The organism is Virgibacillus sp. Bac332 (genome assembly GCF_003667785.1).
Taxonomy (GTDB): domain Bacteria; phylum Bacillota; class Bacilli; order Bacillales; family Amphibacillaceae; genus Virgibacillus; species Virgibacillus salarius.
Map to the genome: position 1 here is coordinate 3,115,807 of NZ_CP033046.1, position 23,262 is coordinate 3,139,068.

The following is a 23,262-nucleotide window of genomic DNA, read 5'->3' on the forward strand; positions in this document are numbered from 1 at the left end:
GAGGAGAATTTTGTGACGAAGATTGCTGTATTGGGAGCTGGAAGCTGGGGAACAGCTTTAAGTATTGTATTAGCTGATAATGGACATGAGGTAAACTTATGGACGCATCGAAAAGACCAAGCTGCTATAATCAATGAAACAAGAAGAAATGACAAATATTTAGATGTTGAAATTCCAAGCAATATTAAGGCATATGATATATTAACTGAAGCAATAGATGGCGTTACAGCGGTTGTTATAGTAGTACCAACCAAGGCAATTCGAGAAGTTTGTAAGTCATTGAATGATGTGCTTAATCATGATGTAACAATCATCCATGCGTCAAAGGGAATTGAGCCGGTGACGTTAAAACGTGTATCACAAATGATTGCTGAGGAGCTAGAAAATTATAAGGAAGAAGATATTGTTGTATTATCTGGTCCTAGCCACGCTGAGGAGGTTGCTTTACGTCAACCAACAACTGTTACAGTTTCTTCAGTTCAGATGGATAATGCTAAGATTGCGCAAGATTTGTTTATTAATGAATCATTTCGCGTCTATACCAGCCCAGATATTTTAGGGATTGAATTAGGTGGTGCTCTAAAAAATATTATTGCACTTGGTGCAGGTATTTCTGATGGTTTAGGCTATGGAGATAACGCGAAGGCAGCATTAATTACAAGAGGGTTAGCAGAAATTGCGAGATTGGGGACCTCACTAGGAGCAAATCCGTTAAGCTTTTTAGGATTACCAGGGGTTGGCGATTTAATTGTTACCTGTACTAGTGTTCATAGCCGTAATTGGCGAGCAGGCAACCTGTTAGGTAAAGGACATAAATTAGATGATGTGCTTGAACAGATGGGCATGGTAGTTGAAGGAGTTCGTACGGTGAAAGCTGCATATCAATTTGCTGAAGAACAACAGGTAGAGATGCCAATTACGAAGGGAATTTATCAAGTTTTATTTGAAGAGAAGGATCCGAAGGACATTGTAGAGCAGCTTATGAATCGAACGAAAAGAGAGGAAATGGACGATCTAGCTAAATTATTAATGGAGAGGTATTCCTGATAACACGTAAACTCCTTCCTGCATATAATGTGTTGAGTTAACTTAGCAGGGAGGCGAGTACGTGAATAATTTCCAAAAAGGTCTTTTTGACAAAATACAGCAAAAGGCAAATATTAATCCTGATGACGTATACAAAGTTGCTGATTCGGTTAAACATGCTAATTTTAAAGACGAGAAAACAGTTAGAAAGCTAGTTCGTCATTTAAGTAAATTAGCTAATAAGCCTATATCAAAGGAAAAAGAAGATAAAATTGTACAGTCTATTGTCAAAAATGATGTACCAATGGATATGAATTCGTTAAACCAATTATTTAAAAAATAAGCGTACTTGGGCAAGTGAGGATACATTCAGCCGTATACTCGCATAAAATAAATCGCACAAGCATTCATGGATAGAGTTGCTGTGGATAATTATTTAGTCAAACCGAGATGGAGTAAGCCCCCTTCATCTCGGATTTTTATGGTACAAATGAAAATGTCTGTAGCATCGACGAAATATTTTGAATACGTATTTTTTGGACGAGTGTATATGTCTTTGTGTTATAATACGTGTTGCAATGATATTGTTCAGTTTGTTTGTATAGGAGTGGTGTCATGTCGGAATCAATGCTAAAAATGTATATTTCATTTGCAGGTATGGTATTACTGCTAGTAGCAATTGGTCTTATTCTGTTATCTCGATATAAGCTAAAAGGTGTTTTGGCCGGAATAGTTGCAATTTTTGCCTATTTATCATTAATTACCGGTGGCTTAATTATCTTTTACATTGTTTTTAGCGGTCCTACAGTGTAAGGCAAGGAGGCTTTATAGTGAAGTATACATATGGAAAGATGTTAATCGTGTTAGTAGTTACCATCCTACTTACTGGGTGTTTATACCCGCAGAATCAGCTATCCAAAAATCAAGCACCAAATCAAGATCAATTGGAAACGGTTCAATCAGCGGTCGATCAGTTTAAGGAGAAGACACAGGGATTGGTTCCAATAAGAACAAAGGGTAGTGATACACCAATTTTCGAAAAATACTTAGTTGATTTTTCAAAGCTAAAGGAAGAAAATATTTTAACTGAAATTCCTGGTAATGCGTATGAAAATGGTGGGATATATCAGTATACACTAATTACACCTGATAATAACCCACGTGTGAAGTTAATTGATTTACAAGTTACTGAAGCAATACGAAGTATAAATGTTAAGTTAGATATATACCGAAATGAACATATTTATCCGCCGTTTGGTGAAGAAATCGAAGAAGGCGTGTATTCTATTGATTATGAAAAACTAGGTTTAGATAAGTCGCCAACGGTTGTTAGTCCATATTCTAATCAGCATATACCAATCATCATGGATGTAGAGGGTAATCTCTATGTTGACTATCGAATAGACTTAAATAATGCATTAAATAAGTATGAGCATGGTTTTAAACCTGGTGATGATATAAGGTATATACTAGCTGATAACACGCCGTTTGTACCTGTATATTCGTTCCCTTATACAATAAAAAATGGTGAACCAGTATTTCAACTTGAAAATAAATAAAAATATATCATATTAAAACCCTTGTAACATATATTGTTTCAAGGGTTTATTTGTCTTTTCTTTTACGAACAGGTTGAACGTTTATGTTTTTTAATCTTTTGCACATATTTAAGGCATATTTTGATAGGACAACATCATAGACTTGTAATGTCAATTATTCGTAGTTTGTTCGTAATGAAAAAGAACGGAGATCGGGAGGGGATCTTTTGGAAAGAGTTGATATTTTTAAAGATATTTCGAAACGGACGAATGGAGATATTTATCTTGGAATTGTAGGAGCAGTCCGTACAGGAAAATCCACCTTTATTAAGAAATTTATGGAGTTGGTAGTCCTGCCTAACATTGAAGAAGAGAGTGAAAGGGCTCGGGCGCATGATGAATTACCGCAGAGTGCAGCTGGGAAAACCATCATGACAACAGAACCAAAATTTGTTCCCAATCAAGCAGTATCAGTCAATGTGGATGAGGGGCTTGATGTCAATGTGCGCCTAGTCGATTGTGTCGGATATGCGGTTGAAGGAGCGAAAGGATTTGAGGACGAGAACGGTCCGAGAATGATTCATACACCTTGGTATGAAGAACCTATTCCTTTTCATGATGCGGCGGAGATTGGCACGCGTAAGGTTATTCAGGAGCACTCAACAATCGGTGTAGTTGTAACCTCCGATGGATCATTTGGAGAAATAGAACGAAATGATTATGTTGATGCAGAAGCTAGAGTAGTTGATGAGTTAAAGGAAGTTGGAAAACCGTTCATCATGGTTGTAAATTCTCAAAGACCAAGTAGTCAGGAGACAGAGCTGTTACGGCAAGAGCTATCGGATAAATATGATATTCCTGTACTTTCTATGAGTATTGAATCAATGACAGAGCATGATGTTAACAATGTTTTACGTGAGGCGCTTTATGAATTTCCGGTCCTAGAAGTTAATGTTAACTTACCTAGCTGGGTAATGGTTCTTAATGAAGATCATTGGTTAAGAAGAAATTATCAAGACGCCATTCAAGACACAGTTAAAAATATCAAACGATTACGAGATGTAGATCATATTGTTGGAGAATTTTCTGAATTCGAATATATTGATCAGGCTCGTCTGGCTGGAATGGAAATGGGAGAAGGGGTAGCAGAGATTGACTTACATGCTCCTGATCATTTGTATGATGAAGTATTAAAAGAAATTGTTGGTGAAGAAATTAGAGGAAAAGATCACCTCTTGCAGCTGATGCAGGATTTCGCTCATGCCAAACGTGAATATGATCAGGTTTCAGGAGCTTTACAAATGGTCAAGCAAACTGGATATGGCATAGCTGCACCTGCATTAGAAGACATGATTCTGGATGAGCCGGAAATAATAAGACAAGGGTCTAGATTTGGAGTGCGACTAAAGGCAGTAGCGCCCTCCATTCATATGATAAAAGTAGAAGTAGAATCGGAATTCTCCCCAATCATTGGGACCGAGAAACAAAGCGAAGAGCTCGTTCGATATTTAATGCAGGATTTCGAGGAGGACCCTTTATCCATTTGGGAATCAGATATTTTTGGAAGGTCATTAAGCTCTATTGTAAGGGAAGGTATTCAAGCAAAAATAGCACTAATGCCAGAAAATGCAAGATATAAATTAAAAGATACACTTGAACGGATAATTAACGAAGGTTCAGGTGGACTTATAGCGATTATACTGTAGCAGCTGATCAAAGGCTGCTTTTTTATTTGTCTAGGAAATTATGAAATTGGAACCTATGGATAGATATGGGCATGTTGAGCCGTTTCCAGCTCCAGCGCCCAGAAACGATGCGACTTCACGAATCTCATCATCGGCTCCGCAAGCACACCGTGATTCCTTTTTCTCCGTTGACTCGCTCCAGTCGCTAAGTTTCTAATCTGGCGCTTGTGTTCTTTGCCTCATAGGTTGGATTAATGAGAATAGCAAAGCTACATCAGATGGTATAATTATCTCACTTAAATAGACTAATTTATGCTACCTTCTATTTCACTTGGTTATTAGTTATTCTAGCAAAATCGTCAATTTCTAAAAAAAATTTTTTCCAACAGCAGGATATTTCTATTAGGTGTCGTATATCTTTATTAAAGCCGAAATGTATTGCTGGCAATGAATAGAACAGTTTTAATTTTTTTGGTATTAATTACCAATTTTACTGTAAAATCTAGTTAAATCATAAAGAAATAAGTAAAAATTGGGTGCTAACTGTTGAATTTTGCTGCAAACTCGGTTAATATAAGCCTTGTCACTAAAGAAACATGTGACATGAAGTATAAAAACTGGCAAAATGGTGAACAAATGATGATAGTTTCATTTTTGTTCCAATGTCGATTGATGATTAATGGGAGGAGGTGAATGTCATGAACAAAACAGACTTAGTGAATGCTGTAGCTGAAAAAAGCGAACTTTCTAAAAAGGATGCAACTAAAGCGGTTGATGCAGTTTTCGATTCTGTCATGGATTCACTACAAAAAGGTGAAAAAGTACAGTTAATCGGATTTGGTAACTTTGAAGTACGTGAGCGTTCAGCTCGTAAAGGTCGTAATCCTCAAACAGGAGAAGAGATCGAAATTCCAGCAAGTAAAGTTCCTGCATTTAAACCAGGAAAAGCCCTAAAAGATAGCGTAAAATAATATTTTACATAGGGCGAAGGGGCTGGGACAAAACCCAGTAAAATAAAAAGTGGTACTCGCCAATAATTTGGTGAGTACCACTTTTTTGAGATTTATGTACGCAAAAGGGATACCTTCTGGTAAAGTTAAAGTAATCACACCCAAACAGAACCGGAGGTATCCCTTATGTTTAAACATTATACCATGAATCAAGTCATTTTACCTTTAGATTTTGAAATGAAATTACAAGAAAATGATATCGCCTATGCAGTTAACCATATTGTAGAACATATCCCAGAAGAATCATTTGTGGGATTTTTGCGCGAAACAGGTTGTCCTGCATACCATCCTCGAATGATGATGAAGATTATCTTATGTGCCTATACCCAATCTGTTTTTTCTGGCAGAAAAATAGAAGGCTTACTTAAAGATAGTGTACGGATGATGTGGTTAGCACAGGGTTATGAGCCGAGCTATCGTACCATCAATCGATTCCGTGTTCATCCCGAAGTAAAAGAGTTACTACGCCAATGTTTTGTCCTATTTCGCTGTCAACTTGTTGAAGAGAAGGCAATTGAAGAAGAGGCCATTTTTATTGACGGCACGAAATTAGAAGCGAATGCCAATAAGTTCACTTTTGTATGGAAAAAATCCATTGAAAAATACAGCTCCGATTTAGTAGAGAAGTCGAATCAAATGTATGCGGAGCTACTGGAAAAAGAAATTATCCCCGAAATAGAAAGAGAAAGTTCTGATGAAATTTCAACGGAAGAACTCAATGAAGTAGTAAAAAAACTAGATGAAAAAGTGAAGAAATACGATCAAGAAATCGAGGAAAGTGAAAAAGCAAAAGATCGCAAACAACTCCGTTCTATGCGAAAAGAACCCAAGCAATACCGTAAACAATTCCAAGACTATGTAATTCGTAAACAGAAATATCAAAATGATATGGAGATCTTTGGCAACCGCAATAGTTATTCTAAGACGGATCATGATGCCACTTTTATGAGAATGAAAGATGACTATATGAAAAATGGTCAACTTAAGGCGGGTTATAATGTACAAATTGCGACCGAAGGCCAGTACACATTAGCTTATGATGTATTTCCAAATCCTACGGATACTCGCACGTTTATTCCTTTTCTCAATAATATTGAAGAAAGGTACTTCAAGTTACCCAAGTATATTGTCGCTGACGCCGGTTATGGTAGTGAACAAAATTATAGTGAGGTATTACACCGAAATAGAACTCCACTCATTACGTATAATACCTATCGGAAAGAAAAGAAAAAGAAATATAAAGAAAATCTTTTTTATGTGTCAAACTGGGACTATGATTCAGACAACGACTTCTTTACTTGCCCAAACGGAAAGAAGGTACCTTTTCAATATCTATCGAACCGAACAGATAAAGCCGGATTTAAACGAACCTTTCGTGTCTATGAATGCGAAGATTGTTCGGGATGTCCATTACGCGTTCATTGTACCAAAGCAAAAGGAAATCGTAAGATTTTCTACAATGCCCATTGGGAACAGCAAAAAGCATATATAAGAGAGCAGCTTTCAAAAGAAGAAACGGGAGAAATCTATGGAAAACGTAAAATAGATGTAGAACCTGTCTTCGGATTTTTGAAGGCTAATTTGCGTTTCACTCGTATGTCAGTGAGAGGCAAATCGAAAGTGGAAAATGAATTAGGATTCGCCTTTATGGCGGTGAATTTAAGAAAGTACACCGCCTTCAGGCAAAATACAAGCCTAAATTATAACAAAAAAGATTCCAGCTATCATTTTTTGATAACTGGAATCTTTTTTAACTTCATAAGGGCTAATTATGTCCCAGCCCCTTTTTTTCTTGTCTATTTAGTGATAATTGCTTGATTGACATTGTCCCATATATAATTCATTATTTATTAAGAGATTACTAAGGAGGACGCATAATGGATAAAACGAGTGTGACATCAGATTTTTTTGTAATAAAAGCATTAGAAGACGGTGTTAATGTGATTGGTTTAACACGTGGTACAGATACAAGATTCCATCATTCTGAAAAGCTAGATAAAGGGGAGGTAATGATTGCGCAATTTACAGAACATACGTCTGCTGTAAAAGTTCGCGGTAAAGCAATAATTCAAACAAGCCATGGTCAAATTGAAAATGAATAGTTCGTTTTATAACAGAATGCTTGATTAACGATGCTACATAAATTATGCTATAATAGCTAAAGCATGATGAGAATGGATGAAAGGGCTAAGGTGATTTCTTTGAATACATCTGGATTAGACGTAAACAAACTCAAAGCACGCATAGAAGATGAGTTACAGCACACATTTTTAGAAACATATATAAACAAGCCCGTCATCGACGAAGAAAAATTAAGGTTATTGAACGAAATCATAAATGCTACATCACTATCCGAATACCAGAAGGAAAGATATATTGTAACGACAATGCTTGTTCAAGTAGCTTTAGATACACATGATCTTGTTCCAAGTAAAACAGAACAGGATGAAAGTCCAGCTGTGAAACTGCAAAAGCAATTACGTGTTTTAGCTGGCGATTATTATAGTGGACTATACTATTTGCTCTTAGCCGAAATCGATGATTTTGATTTAATCCATCAATTAGCAACAGCAATTAAGGAAATCAATGAATATAAAATGGATCTATATTACCAAGAAGCTTTATCGTTCGAAGAATATATGAAATTAACGAAACGGATAGACGCCTTACTTATTGTGCGTATTGCAGCGTATTTACAGGTTCCTACAGTGGAACAACTTGCGGAAGATTGGTTAATTGTAGGAAATATTGTTGAAGATATAAAACGGTTAAAAAACGGGAAGTCTTCTTCTTTAATTAAAAATTGGGCTAATGGTGACAGTGATTCAACATTGCTTATAAGTTATTTAGATAAGTATTTGCAAAAGAAAATATGTCATGTTAACCAGAAAGTAAAAAATCTTACAAGTAACCAGCAACTAGCTGTGCATATCAGAAAACAATTGACTGAGGTGTTTCATACGAAGACATCTATTGCGGAAAAGGGGTAAAGGTATGTCAGAGCAATCAAAAGAAGAGCGTGTCCATCACGTTTTCGAAAAAGTTTATTCCAAATATGATTCCATGAATTCGATTATTTCATTTCAACGTCACAAGGCATGGCGAAAAGATGTCATGAAGCGAATGAATGTAGAAGCTGGATCTAAAGCTCTAGACATTTGTTGTGGAACGGGAGATTGGTCCTTAGCTATTGCTCAAGAAACTGGTCCTACTGGAGAAGTTTTAGGGCTTGATTTTAGTAAGAATATGTTGTCTGTTGCCGAAGAGAAGAAACAGCAAGCACAAATAAGTCAGCTGCGTTTTATGCAAGGAAATGCAATGGACTTACCATTTGAAGACAATTCTTTTGAATATGTGACCATTGGCTTTGGACTTCGAAATGTGGAGAATTACATGACTGTCTTACAAGAAATGTATCGTGTATTAAAGCCTGGCGGTATAGCAGTATGTTTAGAAACCTCCCAACCTTCCATACCTATTTATCGGCAATTATATTATTTTTATTTTAGTTATATGATGCCATTGATTGGTAAGCTATTTGCAAAAAGCTATAAGGAGTATGCATGGCTACAAGAGTCTGCCAAGGAATTTCCTGGAAAGAAAAAATTAAAGCAAATGTTCTTAGCTGCGGGATTTTCTGAAGTACAGGTTAAAAGTTATACTGGTGGTGTAGCGGCAATGCATATGGCTTTCAAATGATAACTGTTGAATAAGTAAAAAAGGTGACATACATGAAATTAGCTAAAGCTTATGGATATTTAAGAAAAGATTTAGAAGATATAGAAGCAACCATAAATCAAGTCATACAAGCAGATCACTCCGTGTTGCGCGAAGCATCAACAGAATTGCTTAAAGCTGGTGGTAAACGAATACGCCCCGTATTTGTCTTACTATCAGGTCAAGTAGGTACGTATGATCTAACAAAATTGAAGACAGTAGCAGTTTCTTTAGAACTCATTCATATGGCAACGTTAGTCCATGATGATGTTATTGATGATGCAGAAATTCGTCGTGGAAAACCAACGATTAGACAGCTATATGGTAATCGTGTTGCCATGTACACGGGAGATTATATTCTAGCTCGAGCACTAGAAGAGATAACTATGCTACGGGATCCAAAAATTCACCAACTTTTATCCAAGACAATTGTAGAGGTGTGCAGGGGAGAAATAGAACAAATTCGAGACAAGTTTAACTTGAATCAAGACTTACGTAATTATTTACGGAGGATTAAAAGGAAAACGGCATTATTAATTGCTACCAGCTGTAAAATGGGAGCGATAGCTTCAGGTGTTAATGAGAGAGATGCACATCGCCTCTATCAATATGGTTATAATATTGGGATGTCTTATCAAATCATTGATGATATTCTTGATTTTACAGCATCACCAAAACAACTAGGAAAACCAGCTGGAAATGATCTTTTACAAGGAAATCTAACATTACCAGTGTTTTTAGCGATGAAAAATAAAACATTTCATGATAAAATAGAGCATTTATTTAATCATTCAGAGGCGATTAATGAGGAAAAGATTCAAGAAATTGTTCAAGATGTCCGAAATTCAGATGCAATTGAGGAGTCTTATGCATTAAGCAACCGTTATTTAAATAAAGCCTTGCAAAAACTTAGCGAGCTTCCGGATAGCAGATCAAAAAATACGTTGATGGATATTGGAAAATATATTGGGAAGCGACGATCATAATAACCTTGTCCCGTTGTAATTTTTACATAATTTTGATAGAATTTTATCGGTTAGACAAATACAAAATACATAATTGATGAGGTGTGTAGCATGGAAAAAACATTTTTAATGGTTAAACCGGATGGTGTTCAACGTAATTTAGTTGGAGAAATTGTAAATCGCTTTGAATCAAAAGGGTTTAAATTAGTGGGTGCAAAATTAATGGTTATACCAAATGAGTTGGCTGAACAACATTATGGTGAACACAAAGAGCGGCCATTTTTTGGAGAATTAGTAGATTTCATTACTTCCGGCCCAGTCTTTGCCATGGCTTGGGAAGGTGAAAATGTAATCGCAATCGCTCGTGAGATGATGGGTAAAACCAATCCTGTGGACGCAGCTCCTGGAACGATTCGTGGTGACTATGGTATGACAGTAGGTAAAAATGTCATTCACGGTTCAGATTCTCCGGAAAGTGCAGAACGAGAACTCGGACTATTTTTTGAAAAGAAAGAGCTTACTTCCTATACAAAACAGGATAGTGACTGGGTATACTAATGACACACCATTACCTCCGTTACAGACGGAGGTTTTATTATATGATTCTTAATTAGGTGAAAGAGGCGGGAGAAGGTGGAACAAGACTATAAGGAGTTTATTGCCAACGTAAAAAACATGGCAGGCATTGACTTGAATTTATATAAAGAAACACAAATGAAGAGAAGGCTAACCTCATTAAGAAATAAACGAGGATATTCGAGCTTTTCAAAATACTTTACGGCGATGCGAAATGATGAACATCTATTAGAGGAACTACTAGATCGTATAACGATTAATGTTTCGGAGTTCTATCGAAATCCAAAGAGGTGGGAGGTATTAAAAACCTCCATTATTCCTCAGCTTTTGGAAAGGAATTCCCTCACGATTTGGAGTGCTGCTTGTTCAACAGGAGAAGAACCATATAGTGTTGCCATCATGCTTAAGGAGTACTTTCCAAGTATAAACTATCGAATCATTGCTACTGATATCGACAATGCTGTATTAGGAAAAGCAAAACAAGCTGTATATCAAGAACAAGCACTTAAAGAATTACCATCAGGGCTTGTAAATAAATATTTCACGCAAGAACACGGCTTGTACTATGTAAAAGATGAATTAAAAAATTCGATTACTTTTGAAAAACATAATTTATTAGCAGATAGGTATCCAGCAAATGTAGATTTAATTATTTGTAGAAACGTACTGATCTATTTTACCGACCAGGCGAAAGAAATGATTTATCGCAATTTTAGTAGAGCTTTAACGAATAACGGTGTTTTGTTCGTAGGAAGTACAGAGCAGATATTTAGTCCTGATAATTATGATCTGCAATTATTGGATACCTTTTTTTACCAAAAAAAGGACGAAGATAAACTCTTATCGATTTGATAAGAGTTTATTTTTCATTCTTTCTTAGATATTTTATGCTTTTTCTCAAATTTATTTCCAAAAACACAATAAGTTATGATATAGTAATTAGAAAAATTCATAAAGGAGAATGTAATGTGCGCTATTTAACTGCAGGAGAATCGCATGGAAAACAGCTAACGACCATTATAGAAGGCGTACCCGCCCAAATGCCACTGTTAAAAGATGATATAAACAGCTCCCTTTTAAGAAGACAAAAGGGATATGGTAGAGGTAAACGAATGCAAATCGAGAAAGATCTTGTGGAAATTACAAGTGGTGTAAGACATGGATATACACTTGGTTCCCCTTTATCACTCGTTATACATAATGATGATTATAAACATTGGATAGACATTATGGGAGAAGACCCAATCGAAGCTGATACAAAAATCAGAAGAGTGGTTACACGACCAAGACCTGGTCATGCAGATTTAAATGGTGCTTTAAAATATGGACATAGGGATATTCGAAACATTTTAGAGCGTTCCTCAGCTCGTGAAACTGCAGCACGTGTTGCGGCAGGAGCCGTAGCTAAAACGCTGTTAAAGCATCTTGGTATAGAAATTGTAGGTTATGTGAAAGAAATAGCCGGTATTGAAGCAGTGGAGCAAGCGAATTATACTGCAAAAGAACGACAACAGATCTCTGAAGATTCCCCTGTAAGAGTATTAGATAAACAGGTTGAAGAGAATATGATGCATGCTATTGATGTAGCAAAACAAGAAGGAGACTCTATTGGTGGAGTTGTTGAGGTATATGTCGAAGGGATGCCTGCTGGGATTGGTTCATATGTTCATTATGATCGTAAATTAGATAGCAGAATTGCAGGAAGTGTTGTTAGTATTAATGCATTTAAAGGTGTGGAATTTGGAATCGGTTTTGAAGCAGCGAAGCGAAATGGTAGTGATGTGCATGACGAAATAGCTTGGGATCAAGACAAAGGATATTATCGAAAGACAAATCGACTTGGCGGCTTTGAAGGTGGTATGACAACCGGCATGCCAATAATTGTTAAAGGTGTTATGAAGCCTATTCCAACTTTAATGAAGCGACCATTAACAAGTGTCGATATTGAAACAAAAGAGCCATTCAAAGCAACTGTCGAACGCTCAGACGCATGTGCTGTACCTGCGGCAGCGGTTGTTATGGAACATGTTGTAGCTTTTGAATTAGCAAAGGCTCTTACAGAACAATTCTCAAGCGATCAATTTCCACAGTTACAACAAGCTGTTGAAGCGTATCGAGAAGAAATCAGGTGCTTTTAGTATGGAAACAGATGAAATCATCGTCCATTCTAGCTCGCATGACTACCCTATTATTATAGGTGAAGGTATTCGTTATGAAGTACAATCTTTTCTTAAAAAAGATTATACTTCCATATTAATTGTTACGGATGAGCAAGTGGGTAAATTGTATTTAAGGGATGTTCTAAGCGGACTTTCCACGGAGAATGTGTTTCATTCGATCATTCCGTCAGGTGAAAAAACAAAAAGTATCGAGTATTTTTATCAACTTCAAACAGAAGCGATAAGGTATGGTCTTGATCGGGAGTCATTAATGATTGCCTTAGGCGGAGGAGTCATTGGAGATTTGACTGGATTTGTAGCTTCTACATTCATGCGTGGTATTGATTTTGTACAAATACCAACTACTATCTTGGCTCATGATAGTAGTGTAGGTGGAAAAGTAGCTATTAACCATCAAATGGGGAAGAATCTGATTGGCAGCTTTTACCCTCCTAAAAGTGTTATCTATGATGTGGAAACATTGCGGACATTAAATCAAAAAGAGATACGCTCTGGTTATGCAGAGTTAATAAAAGAAGCATTGATCTCTGATGAGTTCACTTTTCGTTCTTTTTTAAAAACGAATTTGCTTGCATTATCTTCAGAGGAACTTCAAGAGCATTTGCGCATAGGTATACAAATAAAGGCTAGGATTGTAGAGTCCGATGAAAAGGAGTCAGGCATTCGCAAATTTTTAAACTTAGGTCATACGCTTGGTCATGCCATTGAAGCTGAATTAGGCTATGGCTCGCTAGCACATGGTGAAGCTGTTGCAATCGGTCTATTATTTTCGCTACATGTAAGTGAAGATCTATTTTCAAGCAATCTACCGTATCAAGCACTTTTCCAATGGCTACAACAAAATAATTACCCACTGAACTTTCAGTATGAGGATATGCAATCAATTATTACGAAAATGAAAAAAGATAAAAAGAACGTGAAAAACATGATTCAGATGATACTTCTTGAAGAAATAGGAAAACCAATTGTAAAAGAAGTAACGGATCAGCAAGTGGAGCATTATTTAAAATCTTTTGTAGGAAAGCTGGTGGCTAAGTGACAAGAGGAGTTAGAGGGGCGACAACGGTTCCAAAAAATGAGGCGACTGTTATTATTGAAAACACAAAAATATTAATAGAGGAAATGGTTAGCAAAAACGGGATCGATCCCTCAGAGGTATCTCATGTTTTTATCTCTGTAACAAAGGATATAACTGCTACGTTTCCTGCAAAAGCACTAAGAAAATTAACTGGATGGACTTATGTACCAGTTATGTGCATGACAGAGATTGATGTTCCAAATAGTTTAAAGCTTTGTATACGTATCATGATGGTTGTAAATACCGATACACCACAACATAAAATTGATCATGTATTTCACAATCAAGCAGTCAACTTACGTCCAGATTTAACAGAAAAGGTAGGAGAGTAAAAGAATGAAAGGTAAAGCGGCACTTGAGTTATTAGAACCATATCAACAAGGTAAACAGATACAGGATATCAAAGATCAATACGGAATAGATCGAATTGTAAAACTATCATCCAATGAAAATCCGTATGGTTATTCGAGTAAAATCGATGCATTTCTATTGGAACATAGACTAGGCTTCGATATGTACCCAGACGGTTACACTGCTGAATTACGCACTGCTCTTGCTCTAAAGTTAAAGGTGGAAGAATCTGAGATTGTTTTTGGAAGTGGTTCTGAAGAGATTGTTCAAATGATTTGTCGCGCGTTTTTATATCCGGGAGTAAATACGGTTATGCCTAAGCCAACTTTTCCACAGTACAAGCATAATGCCGTGATTGAAGGGGCGGAAATAAAAGAAATTCCAACAAAAGGTGGCTATCTTGACTTAGCATCAATACTTGCTGCTGTCGATGATGATACACAGGTTGTTTGGCTTTGTTCACCAAATAATCCCACAGGTAATGCAATGGCAAAACAAGACTTTTATGATTTTATAACAAGGTGCCCTGAGCATGTGCTTGTAGTTCTCGATGAGGCATATTATGAATATTTAGATCCAGTAAGAGACTTAGAAAGTATAAAACAACTGCCCAATTTTAAGAACTTAATTATTTTACGTACGTTTTCAAAGGCATATGGGCTCGCTGGACTACGGATTGGCTATGGCTTAGCAGCTGAGCAAATTATCACTAAATTAAATGTCGTTCGAGGCCCTTTTAATACAACTTCCATTGCCCAGAAATTAGCATTAATTGCATGGAAAGATGGTGAATTTTTAAACCAAACGATATCGAATAACAATCGTGTTAAGCGATCCTTTCAATACTTTTTGGATCAAATTGGTTGGGAATATTATCCATCGGAAACCAATTTTCTGCTCGTTTGCACACCTAAGAGTGGAATAGATTTATTTGAGTATTTAATAAAGCATGGATTTATTGTAAGACCAGGCGAGCTATTAGGTATCCCTAATACGATTCGCTTAACATTAGGGTTAGAAAAGGATATGGAACAGTTACAGCAACTACTTTTAACTTATAACAATGAGGAGACATAATGTGAAACGAAGAATAGTTATAGCAGGTCTTGGCCTGATCGGAGCATCCATAGCAAAAGGATTGGCTAGGGTAGCTGATCATCATATTATTGGTTACGACATCAATACAGCCACTCTAGAATATGCCAAGCAAAACAATATTGTTCATGAAGTAATAACAGAATTCCCTATGGATGCCATCAATGCCGATTATATTATCCTAGCAGCACCTATATCGGAAACAATAGCTTTATTGCAAAAGCTAGATGAAGTACCTTTTCCAAATAGAGTTATTATAAGTGATGTTTCATCAGTCAAGCAATCAGTTATCCATACAGCAAATCAGTTAAAAAATAAGAAGATCGTCTTTATTGGCGGCCATCCAATGGCAGGTTCACATAAAAAAGGAATTGAAGCAGCTAAATCCCATTTATTTGAAAATGCAATCTATGTTTTAACACCTACTGTCAATAGTACAAATAATGAGGTAGAAGAGCTGAAAGAAATATTACTTCCAACCAAAAGTAAATTTATTACGTTAAATGCTGAAGAGCATGACGAGATGACCGGTGTCGTATCCCATTTTCCGCATTTAATTGCATCCTCTTTAGTGCATCAAGCAGAACATTGGGCTAAAACGCATAGCTATCTTCCCAATCTTGCCGCTGGTGGGTTTCGTGATATTACGCGAATAGCTTCAAGTAATCCGACACTTTGGCAGGATATTTTTTATCACAATCGTAAGAAAATGTCACAGCTTTTGGAGGAATGGATAACAGAAATGCAATTTCTCAAAAATCTTGTGGATACTAGCAGTAAAAAAGAAATGATTCAATACTTAGATCGTGCTAAAAATTATCGAGATGGATTGGGTACTTCTGATAAAGGGATTATTCCGTCGTATTATGATTTATATGTCGATATTCGTGATCAGACTGGGGCGTTAGCAGAGGTAACGCAATTGCTTGCCGACGAAAGTATAAGTATCAATAATATACAAATCCTGGAGATCCGTGAAGGTATCATGGGAGCATTGCGGTTAAGTTTTGCTACTCAGCAGTTACAAAAATCAAGTGAACATATTTTAAAACAGCAAGGATATGAAACGATGATTGAAAAGTAATCAGAAGTTAAAGAAAAGGATGTGAGAATGATTGAAGGAGCAAAAACTACTTCCTACTGAAAATCCGCTACGTGGAGAAATAGAGGTACCTGGAGATAAGTCAATCTCTCATCGTTCCGTTATTTTTGGAGCTTTAGCAAATGGAGTGACAAGGGTAAGTCATTTTCTAGATAGTGAAGATTGTATGCGCACAGTTACTGCTTTTCGTGAAATGGGTGTTTCTATTGAAAAGCAAGGAAATTCTTTATTGATTGATGGGAAAGGTCCTGAAGCGTTAATCGAGCCGAAGGAACCTTTATATTTTGGAAACTCTGGTACAACGGCAAGACTCATGATAGGTGTCTTAGCGGGGCTTCCTTTCTTTACAACGGCATACGGTGATGTATCTCTAACAAACAGACCAATGAATCGTGTGGTTGATCCTTTACGATTAATGGGAGCCATTATTGATGGTAGATTAGAAGGGAGTAAACTTCCATTAGCCATAAGAGGAAATGGTTTAACAGGAATTGAGTACCGTTTACCTGTAAAAAGTGCACAAGTCAAATCAGCAGTATTGTTAGCAGGACTACTTGCAGACGGGAAAACAACTGTAGAGGAATCGACGGTTTCGCGAAATCATACAGAAACAATGCTTCAAGCCTTTGGAGCGTCAATACTAATTGAAGGTAGTACCGTTTCACTACAAGGAAAACAACCGCTTACTGCTACCGATATATATGTACCAGGGGACATTTCTTCTGCTGCATTTTTCCTTGTGGCAGCTGCGATTGTTCCAGGAAGTAATGTGACATTACTAAATGTAGGTTTAAACGAGAGCAGGACAGGCATTATAGATGTATTAAAAGCAATGGGAGCGGCTGTCGAAGTGGGAAATATCCATAGAAAAGGTGGAGAATTATTAGGAAATATCTCAATCACTTATCAGGATTTACACGCTACGACTATCGAAGGTGATATGATTCCACGATTAATCGATGAGATACCAGTAATTGCACTACTAGCAACGCAGGCAAAGGGAAGAACAATAATTAAAGATGCGAAAGAACTTCGAGTAAAGGAAACAGATCGAATTAAAGCAGTTACAGAAGTTTTAACAAGCTTAGGAGCTAGGATTGAGGAAAGAGAAGATGGACTAATTGTTGAAGGTAAGTCAAAGCTAACCGGTAATAAAGTAGCATCTTATCACGATCATCGGATGGCTATGATGGCGACCATTGCCTCATTAATAACAGATGGTGAAGTAGTGATTGATGATATCTCCCCGGTTTCAACTTCTTATCCTAGGTTCTTTCAAGATTTACAACAAATGAAGTAAGACGATGTATTTATATATGTGCAGGTAGCTAGACTGTCGAGGAACTTTCTCGGCAGTTATTTTTTGTAAGTTAAGAAAGTATAAAATCAGTGCAATGACTGCGTTAAGCCAAGTAGTTATTTTGAAATGTTAGATGTATATTGGCAATGCTCCGACTAATTACTTCGCTTTCCGTGGGCACGGCCTCAACTAACTTTGCAAAGAAGAACACGTTGCAAAGTGGATTTTCGGCTCGCGCTAATCCCGCAGGAGTCTACGTAATTCGTCTCCGCTATGAGAAGGTGCAACAATTCTTGTCATAAGTAATAGGTTGACTTTTTTTACAATGGGTAAAGTGAAAATCGCTATCCGTGAGTATAAAAGCAGCTGTGTTACTTCATGCTAGCGTTGTAGAGCCTGATAATAGCGAAGGCCGGCCACTTCAACTCCTGTGGGAAATGTTTGACCTGAAGATCCACTTTTTTGAGCGGGTTTTGCTAAAAAAGTTAGCAGAAGGACAAACCCCACGGAAAGGGAAGTGGGCAGCCGGAGTGGTGGTCAAGCAAGCAGTAGCTATTATTCCATAATAGCTACTAGAGAAAGCGTAAATCTGAGCATTTAGTGATAAGGACTGAGCGAATTTTGCTCCGTTTTTCTTATAATAGAAAAGGGATTTCACGCCAAGCTATTGTTCAGTTGGTATACGTTAGTTATCCAACGTGCTATTTTCAGCTGTTTCTTTCCCTCTAGACTACCAGTCGTTTTGAAGCAACTAATTGCTTCAGATGATAAGTGAAATCAAAATAATAGCTAAAGATGAGAAGCTCGCATATGGAGAAATCTCAAGTAAACAAGTGACTATATAGAGGCTTCGTTATGAGAGGAGTACGGTGATATTGGATGTCTGTATCGGTGGTAATATCTCCGAAGTCATGCTTTTATTTTGAACATCATTCCTATTTTCGTTATGATAAAGTGTACTACTAAATTTTCACACACGGATGGAATCATTTGATTTATATATACAAAAGGAGCGTTTAATGTGGAAACAATAATGGAAGCTGTTCATTTAATGGAAGCAAAGCAGAGTGAAAAAGCGATCGAGCTTTTAGAGAATTATCTGCCCATGGCTGATGAGGAAGAGAAATATACGATTGCTGAATTGTACATCCAATGGGGATATCTTCAAGAAGCAAGTGTATTACTACAAGCATTAATACAACAGTTTCCTGCAGAAGGAGAACTAAAGGTAACCTTGGCTGATATTTATATCGAATTGGAAGATGATGAAGCAGCCATACAATTATTAAACGAAATTCAAGAAGATGATCCGGCTTATGTACAGACGTTGATTCAGCTAGCTGATTTATATCAAGCACAGGGTTTATTTGAAGTAGCTGAGCAAAAATTACTGATGGCAAAGAATCGCGATCCTAATGAACCTATTCTGGACTTTGCTTTAGCAGAATTATATTTCTCTACAGGAGATTATCGAAAGGCAACAAATTATTACGAAAAAATTCTTCCTAAAGCAAAGGAAATTGCTAATGTTTCTATCAATGATCGAATTGCAGAGGCTTATGCCGCTTCTGGAGAATATGAACTAGCATTGACCTATTATCAAGATGAAGATAGCGAAAATCCGGATTCTTTATTTAAATATGGATTCACTGCTTATCAAGCGGGAAGAAGCGATATTGCAAGAAAAGCTTGGGAACATGTTATTGAGATTGATACGTATTATCATACTGCATATTATCAATTGGCTAAAGTGTATGAAGAGGAGGGGTTAGTGGAAAAAGCTTATGAAACAGCCCTAAAAGGCATTAAAGTGGATACCTTTAATAAAGAACTCTATTTTATGGCCGGCATGCTTGCCCATAAGCTTGAGAATGATGTGGAGAGTGAAACGCATATTAGGGAAGCCATTGCTATAGATCCTGACTTTAAAGAAGCCATCTTATTTTTGATTGAATTATTAAAAAATAAAGCAGATTTTAAAGGAATTATTGACTTAATTATCGAAATTAAACATACAGGAGCAGATGACCCTCAGTATGAATGGGAGCTTGCCCGTGCATATAATGAAACGGAATCATATGATAATGCATTAAAACACTATAATGCTGCATATACTAACCTTAAAGATGATACTGACTTTCTTAAGGAATATGGTTACTTCTTAACAGAGGAGGGGAGGATGAAAGAGGCAATACCTGTGTTTGAGGCATATCTAACAACGCATCCAATAGATGATGATATTAGTGAGTTCCTTGCTCGGTTGAAGCAATCAGATAGTGAAAAAGAGTTATAGAATGATCTTAGATGAATCGTGAAGGGGGCAAAGTCACTCATGCAAACACCAGTTTCCGTAGAAGATAAAAAGAGTTTTATCCAGTGGTTTTTAAATCATTATCAGTTAAAAAAACGTGAGAGCGTGTGGATACTAAATTATCTAGTGAACCATGATGAGTTACTTACCAACGTCCATTTTGTTAGGGAAGCTAAATTTTGCCCTAGAGGAATTATCATAACAAGTCATTGTTCAGAGGAGACAGCCTTTCGTTTCTACAAAAATCAATTGGTTACAAGTGATGCAGAGAAATCCTTTCATGATATTCGCTTGAATAAGCACGAACCATTGTATTTACAACTAAATTTTAAGAAATCATATCAAAATGCGTTATACATTGCTGTATTAGAAGAGAATCCGTTTATTCCAGATGAATATTTCATTACTCAAAAAGACCAAGAGCTTGCGAAGCAATTATTAGATCAATCGATTTTTGATTTTAAGAAAAAGCAATTGCATAAAAAAATTGATCTTGCGTTGGACGAAATGAATCAGGAAGCTTTTATTAAATTATCGAATGAATTAAAATCGCTTGAAGCAAGTAACCCTCATCAACCTAAATTGCTAAAGCAATAGGTTGATTTTTTTTGTGTTAATAAGATAATATTTACACATAGTGTAATATTTTTGGCAATGCTGTTAAACAATATAGAAAGGCTGATAACTATATGAAATGGAATAAAGCGGATTTAGCTCAATATCTGGAAGCAAAAGAATACATTGATACCATTCTGATACCATTAATTCCATATCAAATGTCTACGGAATCAGAGCTTGAAAAAAATGCATTTCAAAATGAACTAACTACAGTATTAGCTAATGACCTAGAAAAAGAACTTACAGGTAGAGTCATGCTAACTCCTTCTTACTACTATGTTAAGCATGCAACAAAAGAAGAGGAAATAGAAAGATTGCATGGTTGGATAACGGAGATTCAAAAGCAGCCGTTCTCCCATGTATTCTTTCTGACATTAGATGCTTCCTGGAAGAAACACGAACAAGTACTGAAAGGAACCTTACTGTGGCTACCTGGAATGAAATCTGGTGATCTACATTCAGCTGAGATGCATCGATTTGTTCGTGATCAGGTGGATCAAATTAGTGAATTAATCCGGTCTTATTGGTAATGAATAATTAAAAAACTTTTTGTTAACAAATATGAATATTTATTGACCGGACAAACAGTTTGCGCTATCATGGTTAATGTCCTAGTAATCTGATTAAACTATTATTGTCCGTGATCATTGTAAAAGAGGGGGGAAAATCATGAGTGAAAAGAAGCAGCAAGTATCCCGTAGACAGTTTTTAAATTATACGCTTACAGGTGTTGGCGGTTTCATGGCAGCTGGAATGCTTGCACCAATGTTGCGAATGGCAGTTGATCCAGTGTTACAAGAATCTGGTCATGGTGACTTGACGAATGTCAGTCTAGCTGTTGAGGATATTACTACAGAGCCTCAGCGTATTGATTGGAAAGTGAACCAAGTGGATGGCTGGTATGAATCTGAAGTAAACCGATCAGCTTGGGTATTCAAGAATGACAAAGATGAAATTCAAGCCTTTTCCCCAATTTGTAAACACCTAGGTTGTGTTGTATCTTGGGAAGGAAATGACCAATACCCTGATCAGTTCTACTGCCCATGTCATGATGGACGCTATTATAAAGATGGGACAAATGTGCCTGGCACACCACCTTTAAAACCATTGGATGTTTATGAATCAGAAGTTCGAGAAGGTATGTTATTCTTAGGCGACGCAGTACCAAGAGAGGGGGCGTAATCATTTATGCTACAAAAAATTTATGATTGGATAGACGATCGCATAGACATTACGCCAATCTGGCGCGATATTGCAGACCACGAAGTACCTGAACATGTTAACCCAGCACATCATTTTTCTGCATTTGTATATTGTTTTGGAGGGTTAACATTTTTTGTAGTAGTTATTCAGATTCTATCTGGAATGTTTCTAACGATGTATTATGTTCCAGACATTGAAAATGCTTGGAAGTCTGTTTACTATTTACAAACAGAGGTTGCACATGCACAAATTGTTCGTGGAATGCATCACTGGGGCGCTAGTGTTGTTATCGTAATGCTGTTATTACATACGTTGCGAGTGTTTTTCCAAGGAGCTTATAAAAAACCACGTGAACTTAACTGGATCGTTGGAGTTCTCATTTTCTTTATTATGCTTGGACTTGGATTTACTGGATATCTACTACCATGGGATAATAAAGCATATTTTGCAACACAGGTTGGCTTGGAAATTGCCGAACAAGTACCGTTTATTGGTGAGCAATTGAAAACGCTATTAGCTGGTGACGCAAATATCGTTGGTGCACAAACACTAACACGTTTCTTTGCGATTCATGTGTTCTTCCTGCCAGCAGCTTTATTTGGACTATTGGCAGTACACTTTATATTAATACGTAGACAAGGTATTTCAGGACCGCTATAAAAAGGAGGGGAAAGCATTGCATAAGGGTAAAGGTATGAAGTTTGTCGGAGATTCTCGTATCTCTGCTGAAAGAAAACCGAATGTACCAAAAGATTATTCCGAATATCCCGGTAGAACAGAAGCTTTCTGGCCCAACTTTTTATTAAAAGAGTGGTTGGTAGGTGCTGTGTTTTTAGTTGGGTTCTTGTGCTTGACCTTAGCTCATCCATCTCCTTTAGAGGGAATGGCCGATCCAACAAATGCATCCTATATTCCATTGCCGGACTGGTACTTCTTGTTCTTATATGAATTACTCAAATATCAATTCGCTAGTGGAGACTTTATTATTATGGGGATATTGGTCTTACCAGGTATCGCTTTTGGAGCGCTATTACTTGCTCCATTCCTTGATAATGGACCAGGAAGAAGACCTCATCAGCGTCCGGTAGCAGTTGGTATGATGCTATTGGCTCTTGCTTCTGTTATTTGGTTAACGTACGAATCTGCATCTCATGTTGATTGGGAATCACGTGCTGAGGCAAATAAACCAATACCTCCAGGGCAAGAGGTTGCAATAGACACAGAAGATCCAGGATATGCAATTTATGAGAATAGCTGTATGTCCTGTCATGGTGAAGACCTACAGGGTGGTGCAGCTGCTCCAGCATTAATTGGTACAGAACATTCTGCTGAAGAGATTGCTACCATTGCTAAAGATGGTACTGGATCAATGCCTCCTGGTCAATTTGCTGGTACGGATGAAGAATTGCAACAACTTGTTGACTTTATAGTATCGGTAAATGAGCAATCGCAGGAATAAGAATTAATAAAAACACCTTTGCCAATCAGATTGGTGGGGGTGTTTTTT

26 protein-coding genes are annotated in these 23,262 nt (G+C 37.0%); all 26 read left to right on the top strand.

Features of this window, described 5'->3' with window-relative positions; all coding sequences use genetic code 11:
* Nucleotides 1–12: 12 nt before the first annotated feature.
* The 26 genes from D9782_RS14845 to D9782_RS14970 all read left to right on the top strand — a co-directional run bounded on the left by D9782_RS14845 (nt 13) and on the right by D9782_RS14970 (nt 23,214).
* Nucleotides 13–1,047: an NAD(P)H-dependent glycerol-3-phosphate dehydrogenase gene (locus D9782_RS14845; protein ID WP_121605088.1), complete on the top strand. Its 1,035-nt coding sequence runs from the start codon at nt 13–15 to the stop codon at nt 1,045–1,047.
* 61 nt (nt 1,048–1,108) lie between these two features.
* On the top strand, nt 1,109–1,369 hold the full coding sequence (locus D9782_RS14850) for a stage VI sporulation protein F (RefSeq protein WP_026681024.1): 261 nt from the start codon (nt 1,109–1,111) through the stop codon (nt 1,367–1,369).
* Nucleotides 1,370–1,641: 272 nt separating this feature from the next.
* Nucleotides 1,642–1,839 (top strand): DUF2768 domain-containing protein, encoded by a 198-nt coding sequence (locus tag D9782_RS14855; protein WP_026681023.1) that lies wholly within the window; start codon nt 1,642–1,644, stop codon nt 1,837–1,839.
* Between the two features lie 17 nt (nt 1,840–1,856).
* Nucleotides 1,857–2,585, top strand: coding sequence for a hypothetical protein (locus D9782_RS14860; RefSeq protein WP_026681022.1), 729 nt, complete (start codon nt 1,857–1,859; stop codon nt 2,583–2,585).
* A gap of 206 nt (nt 2,586–2,791) precedes the next feature.
* The gene (spoIVA, locus tag D9782_RS14865) at nt 2,792–4,270 is read left to right on the top strand and encodes a stage IV sporulation protein A (protein WP_026681021.1); all 1,479 of its coding nucleotides are present in this window, start codon (nt 2,792–2,794) and stop codon (nt 4,268–4,270) included.
* A gap of 677 nt (nt 4,271–4,947) precedes the next feature.
* Nucleotides 4,948–5,220 carry an HU family DNA-binding protein gene (locus tag D9782_RS14870; RefSeq protein ID WP_021291258.1) on the top strand — a complete coding sequence of 91 codons (273 nt, stop codon included), beginning with the start codon at nt 4,948–4,950 and terminating at the stop codon, nt 5,218–5,220.
* A 165-nt stretch (nt 5,221–5,385) separates the two neighbouring features.
* Nucleotides 5,386–7,077 (top strand): IS1182 family transposase, encoded by a 1,692-nt coding sequence (locus D9782_RS14875; protein WP_121605089.1) that lies wholly within the window; start codon nt 5,386–5,388, stop codon nt 7,075–7,077.
* 59 nt (nt 7,078–7,136) lie between these two features.
* On the top strand, nt 7,137–7,361 hold the full coding sequence (gene mtrB, locus D9782_RS14880; RefSeq protein WP_026681019.1) for a trp RNA-binding attenuation protein MtrB: 225 nt from the start codon (nt 7,137–7,139) through the stop codon (nt 7,359–7,361).
* A 63-nt stretch (nt 7,362–7,424) separates the two neighbouring features.
* The gene (locus tag D9782_RS14885; protein WP_080668666.1) at nt 7,425–8,249 is read left to right on the top strand and encodes a heptaprenyl diphosphate synthase component 1; all 825 of its coding nucleotides are present in this window, start codon (nt 7,425–7,427) and stop codon (nt 8,247–8,249) included.
* 4 nt (nt 8,250–8,253) lie between these two features.
* On the top strand, nt 8,254–8,958 hold the full coding sequence (locus D9782_RS14890; protein ID WP_026681018.1) for a demethylmenaquinone methyltransferase: 705 nt from the start codon (nt 8,254–8,256) through the stop codon (nt 8,956–8,958).
* Nucleotides 8,959–8,990: 32 nt separating this feature from the next.
* Complete coding sequence (hepT, locus tag D9782_RS14895) at nt 8,991–9,962, top strand: heptaprenyl diphosphate synthase component II (RefSeq protein WP_121605090.1); 972 nt, start codon at nt 8,991–8,993, stop codon at nt 9,960–9,962.
* 90 nt (nt 9,963–10,052) lie between these two features.
* Complete coding sequence (ndk, locus tag D9782_RS14900; RefSeq protein WP_026681016.1) at nt 10,053–10,499, top strand: nucleoside-diphosphate kinase; 447 nt, start codon at nt 10,053–10,055, stop codon at nt 10,497–10,499.
* Between the two features lie 75 nt (nt 10,500–10,574).
* Nucleotides 10,575–11,369, top strand: a complete 795-nt coding sequence (locus D9782_RS14905) for a CheR family methyltransferase (protein ID WP_026681015.1) — start codon at nt 10,575–10,577, stop codon at nt 11,367–11,369.
* 116 nt (nt 11,370–11,485) lie between these two features.
* Nucleotides 11,486–12,655, top strand: a complete 1,170-nt coding sequence (gene aroC, locus D9782_RS14910; protein WP_026681014.1) for a chorismate synthase — start codon at nt 11,486–11,488, stop codon at nt 12,653–12,655.
* 1 nt (nt 12,656) lies between these two features.
* Entirely contained in the window at nt 12,657–13,736 is a 1,080-nt protein-coding gene (gene aroB, locus D9782_RS14915; protein WP_121605091.1) for a 3-dehydroquinate synthase, read from the top strand.
* Nucleotides 13,733–14,107 (top strand): chorismate mutase, encoded by a 375-nt coding sequence (gene aroH, locus D9782_RS14920; RefSeq protein WP_026681012.1) that lies wholly within the window; start codon nt 13,733–13,735, stop codon nt 14,105–14,107. Before aroB ends, aroH begins: the two co-directional genes overlap by 4 nt.
* 4 nt (nt 14,108–14,111) lie before the next feature.
* Nucleotides 14,112–15,203 carry a histidinol-phosphate transaminase gene (gene hisC / locus D9782_RS14925; protein ID WP_026681011.1) on the top strand — a complete coding sequence of 364 codons (1,092 nt, stop codon included), beginning with the start codon at nt 14,112–14,114 and terminating at the stop codon, nt 15,201–15,203.
* Nucleotide 15,204: 1 nt separating this feature from the next.
* Nucleotides 15,205–16,305 (top strand): prephenate dehydrogenase, encoded by a 1,101-nt coding sequence (locus tag D9782_RS14930; protein WP_026681010.1) that lies wholly within the window; start codon nt 15,205–15,207, stop codon nt 16,303–16,305.
* Between the two features lie 31 nt (nt 16,306–16,336).
* Nucleotides 16,337–17,623 carry a 3-phosphoshikimate 1-carboxyvinyltransferase gene (gene aroA, locus D9782_RS14935; RefSeq protein ID WP_026681009.1) on the top strand — a complete coding sequence of 429 codons (1,287 nt, stop codon included), beginning with the start codon at nt 16,337–16,339 and terminating at the stop codon, nt 17,621–17,623.
* 350 nt (nt 17,624–17,973) lie between these two features.
* On the top strand, nt 17,974–18,189 hold the full coding sequence (locus D9782_RS14940) for a hypothetical protein (protein WP_121603973.1): 216 nt from the start codon (nt 17,974–17,976) through the stop codon (nt 18,187–18,189).
* Nucleotides 18,190–18,644: 455 nt separating this feature from the next.
* Entirely contained in the window at nt 18,645–19,916 is a 1,272-nt protein-coding gene (locus D9782_RS14945; protein WP_121605092.1) for a tetratricopeptide repeat protein, read from the top strand.
* A gap of 39 nt (nt 19,917–19,955) precedes the next feature.
* Complete coding sequence (locus D9782_RS14950; RefSeq protein WP_026681007.1) at nt 19,956–20,531, top strand: ReoY family proteolytic degradation factor; 576 nt, start codon at nt 19,956–19,958, stop codon at nt 20,529–20,531.
* Between the two features lie 92 nt (nt 20,532–20,623).
* Nucleotides 20,624–21,082 (top strand): DUF2487 family protein, encoded by a 459-nt coding sequence (locus D9782_RS14955; protein WP_026681006.1) that lies wholly within the window; start codon nt 20,624–20,626, stop codon nt 21,080–21,082.
* Between the two features lie 139 nt (nt 21,083–21,221).
* A complete protein-coding gene (locus D9782_RS14960) occupies nt 21,222–21,734 on the top strand; it encodes a QcrA and Rieske domain-containing protein (RefSeq protein ID WP_026681005.1) in 513 nt (170 codons plus the stop codon).
* A gap of 6 nt (nt 21,735–21,740) precedes the next feature.
* Entirely contained in the window at nt 21,741–22,415 is a 675-nt protein-coding gene (qcrB, locus tag D9782_RS14965; RefSeq protein ID WP_026681004.1) for a menaquinol-cytochrome c reductase cytochrome b subunit, read from the top strand.
* A gap of 16 nt (nt 22,416–22,431) precedes the next feature.
* Entirely contained in the window at nt 22,432–23,214 is a 783-nt protein-coding gene (locus D9782_RS14970; RefSeq protein WP_026681003.1) for a menaquinol-cytochrome c reductase cytochrome b/c subunit, read from the top strand.
* Nucleotides 23,215–23,262: the final 48 nt, after the last annotated feature.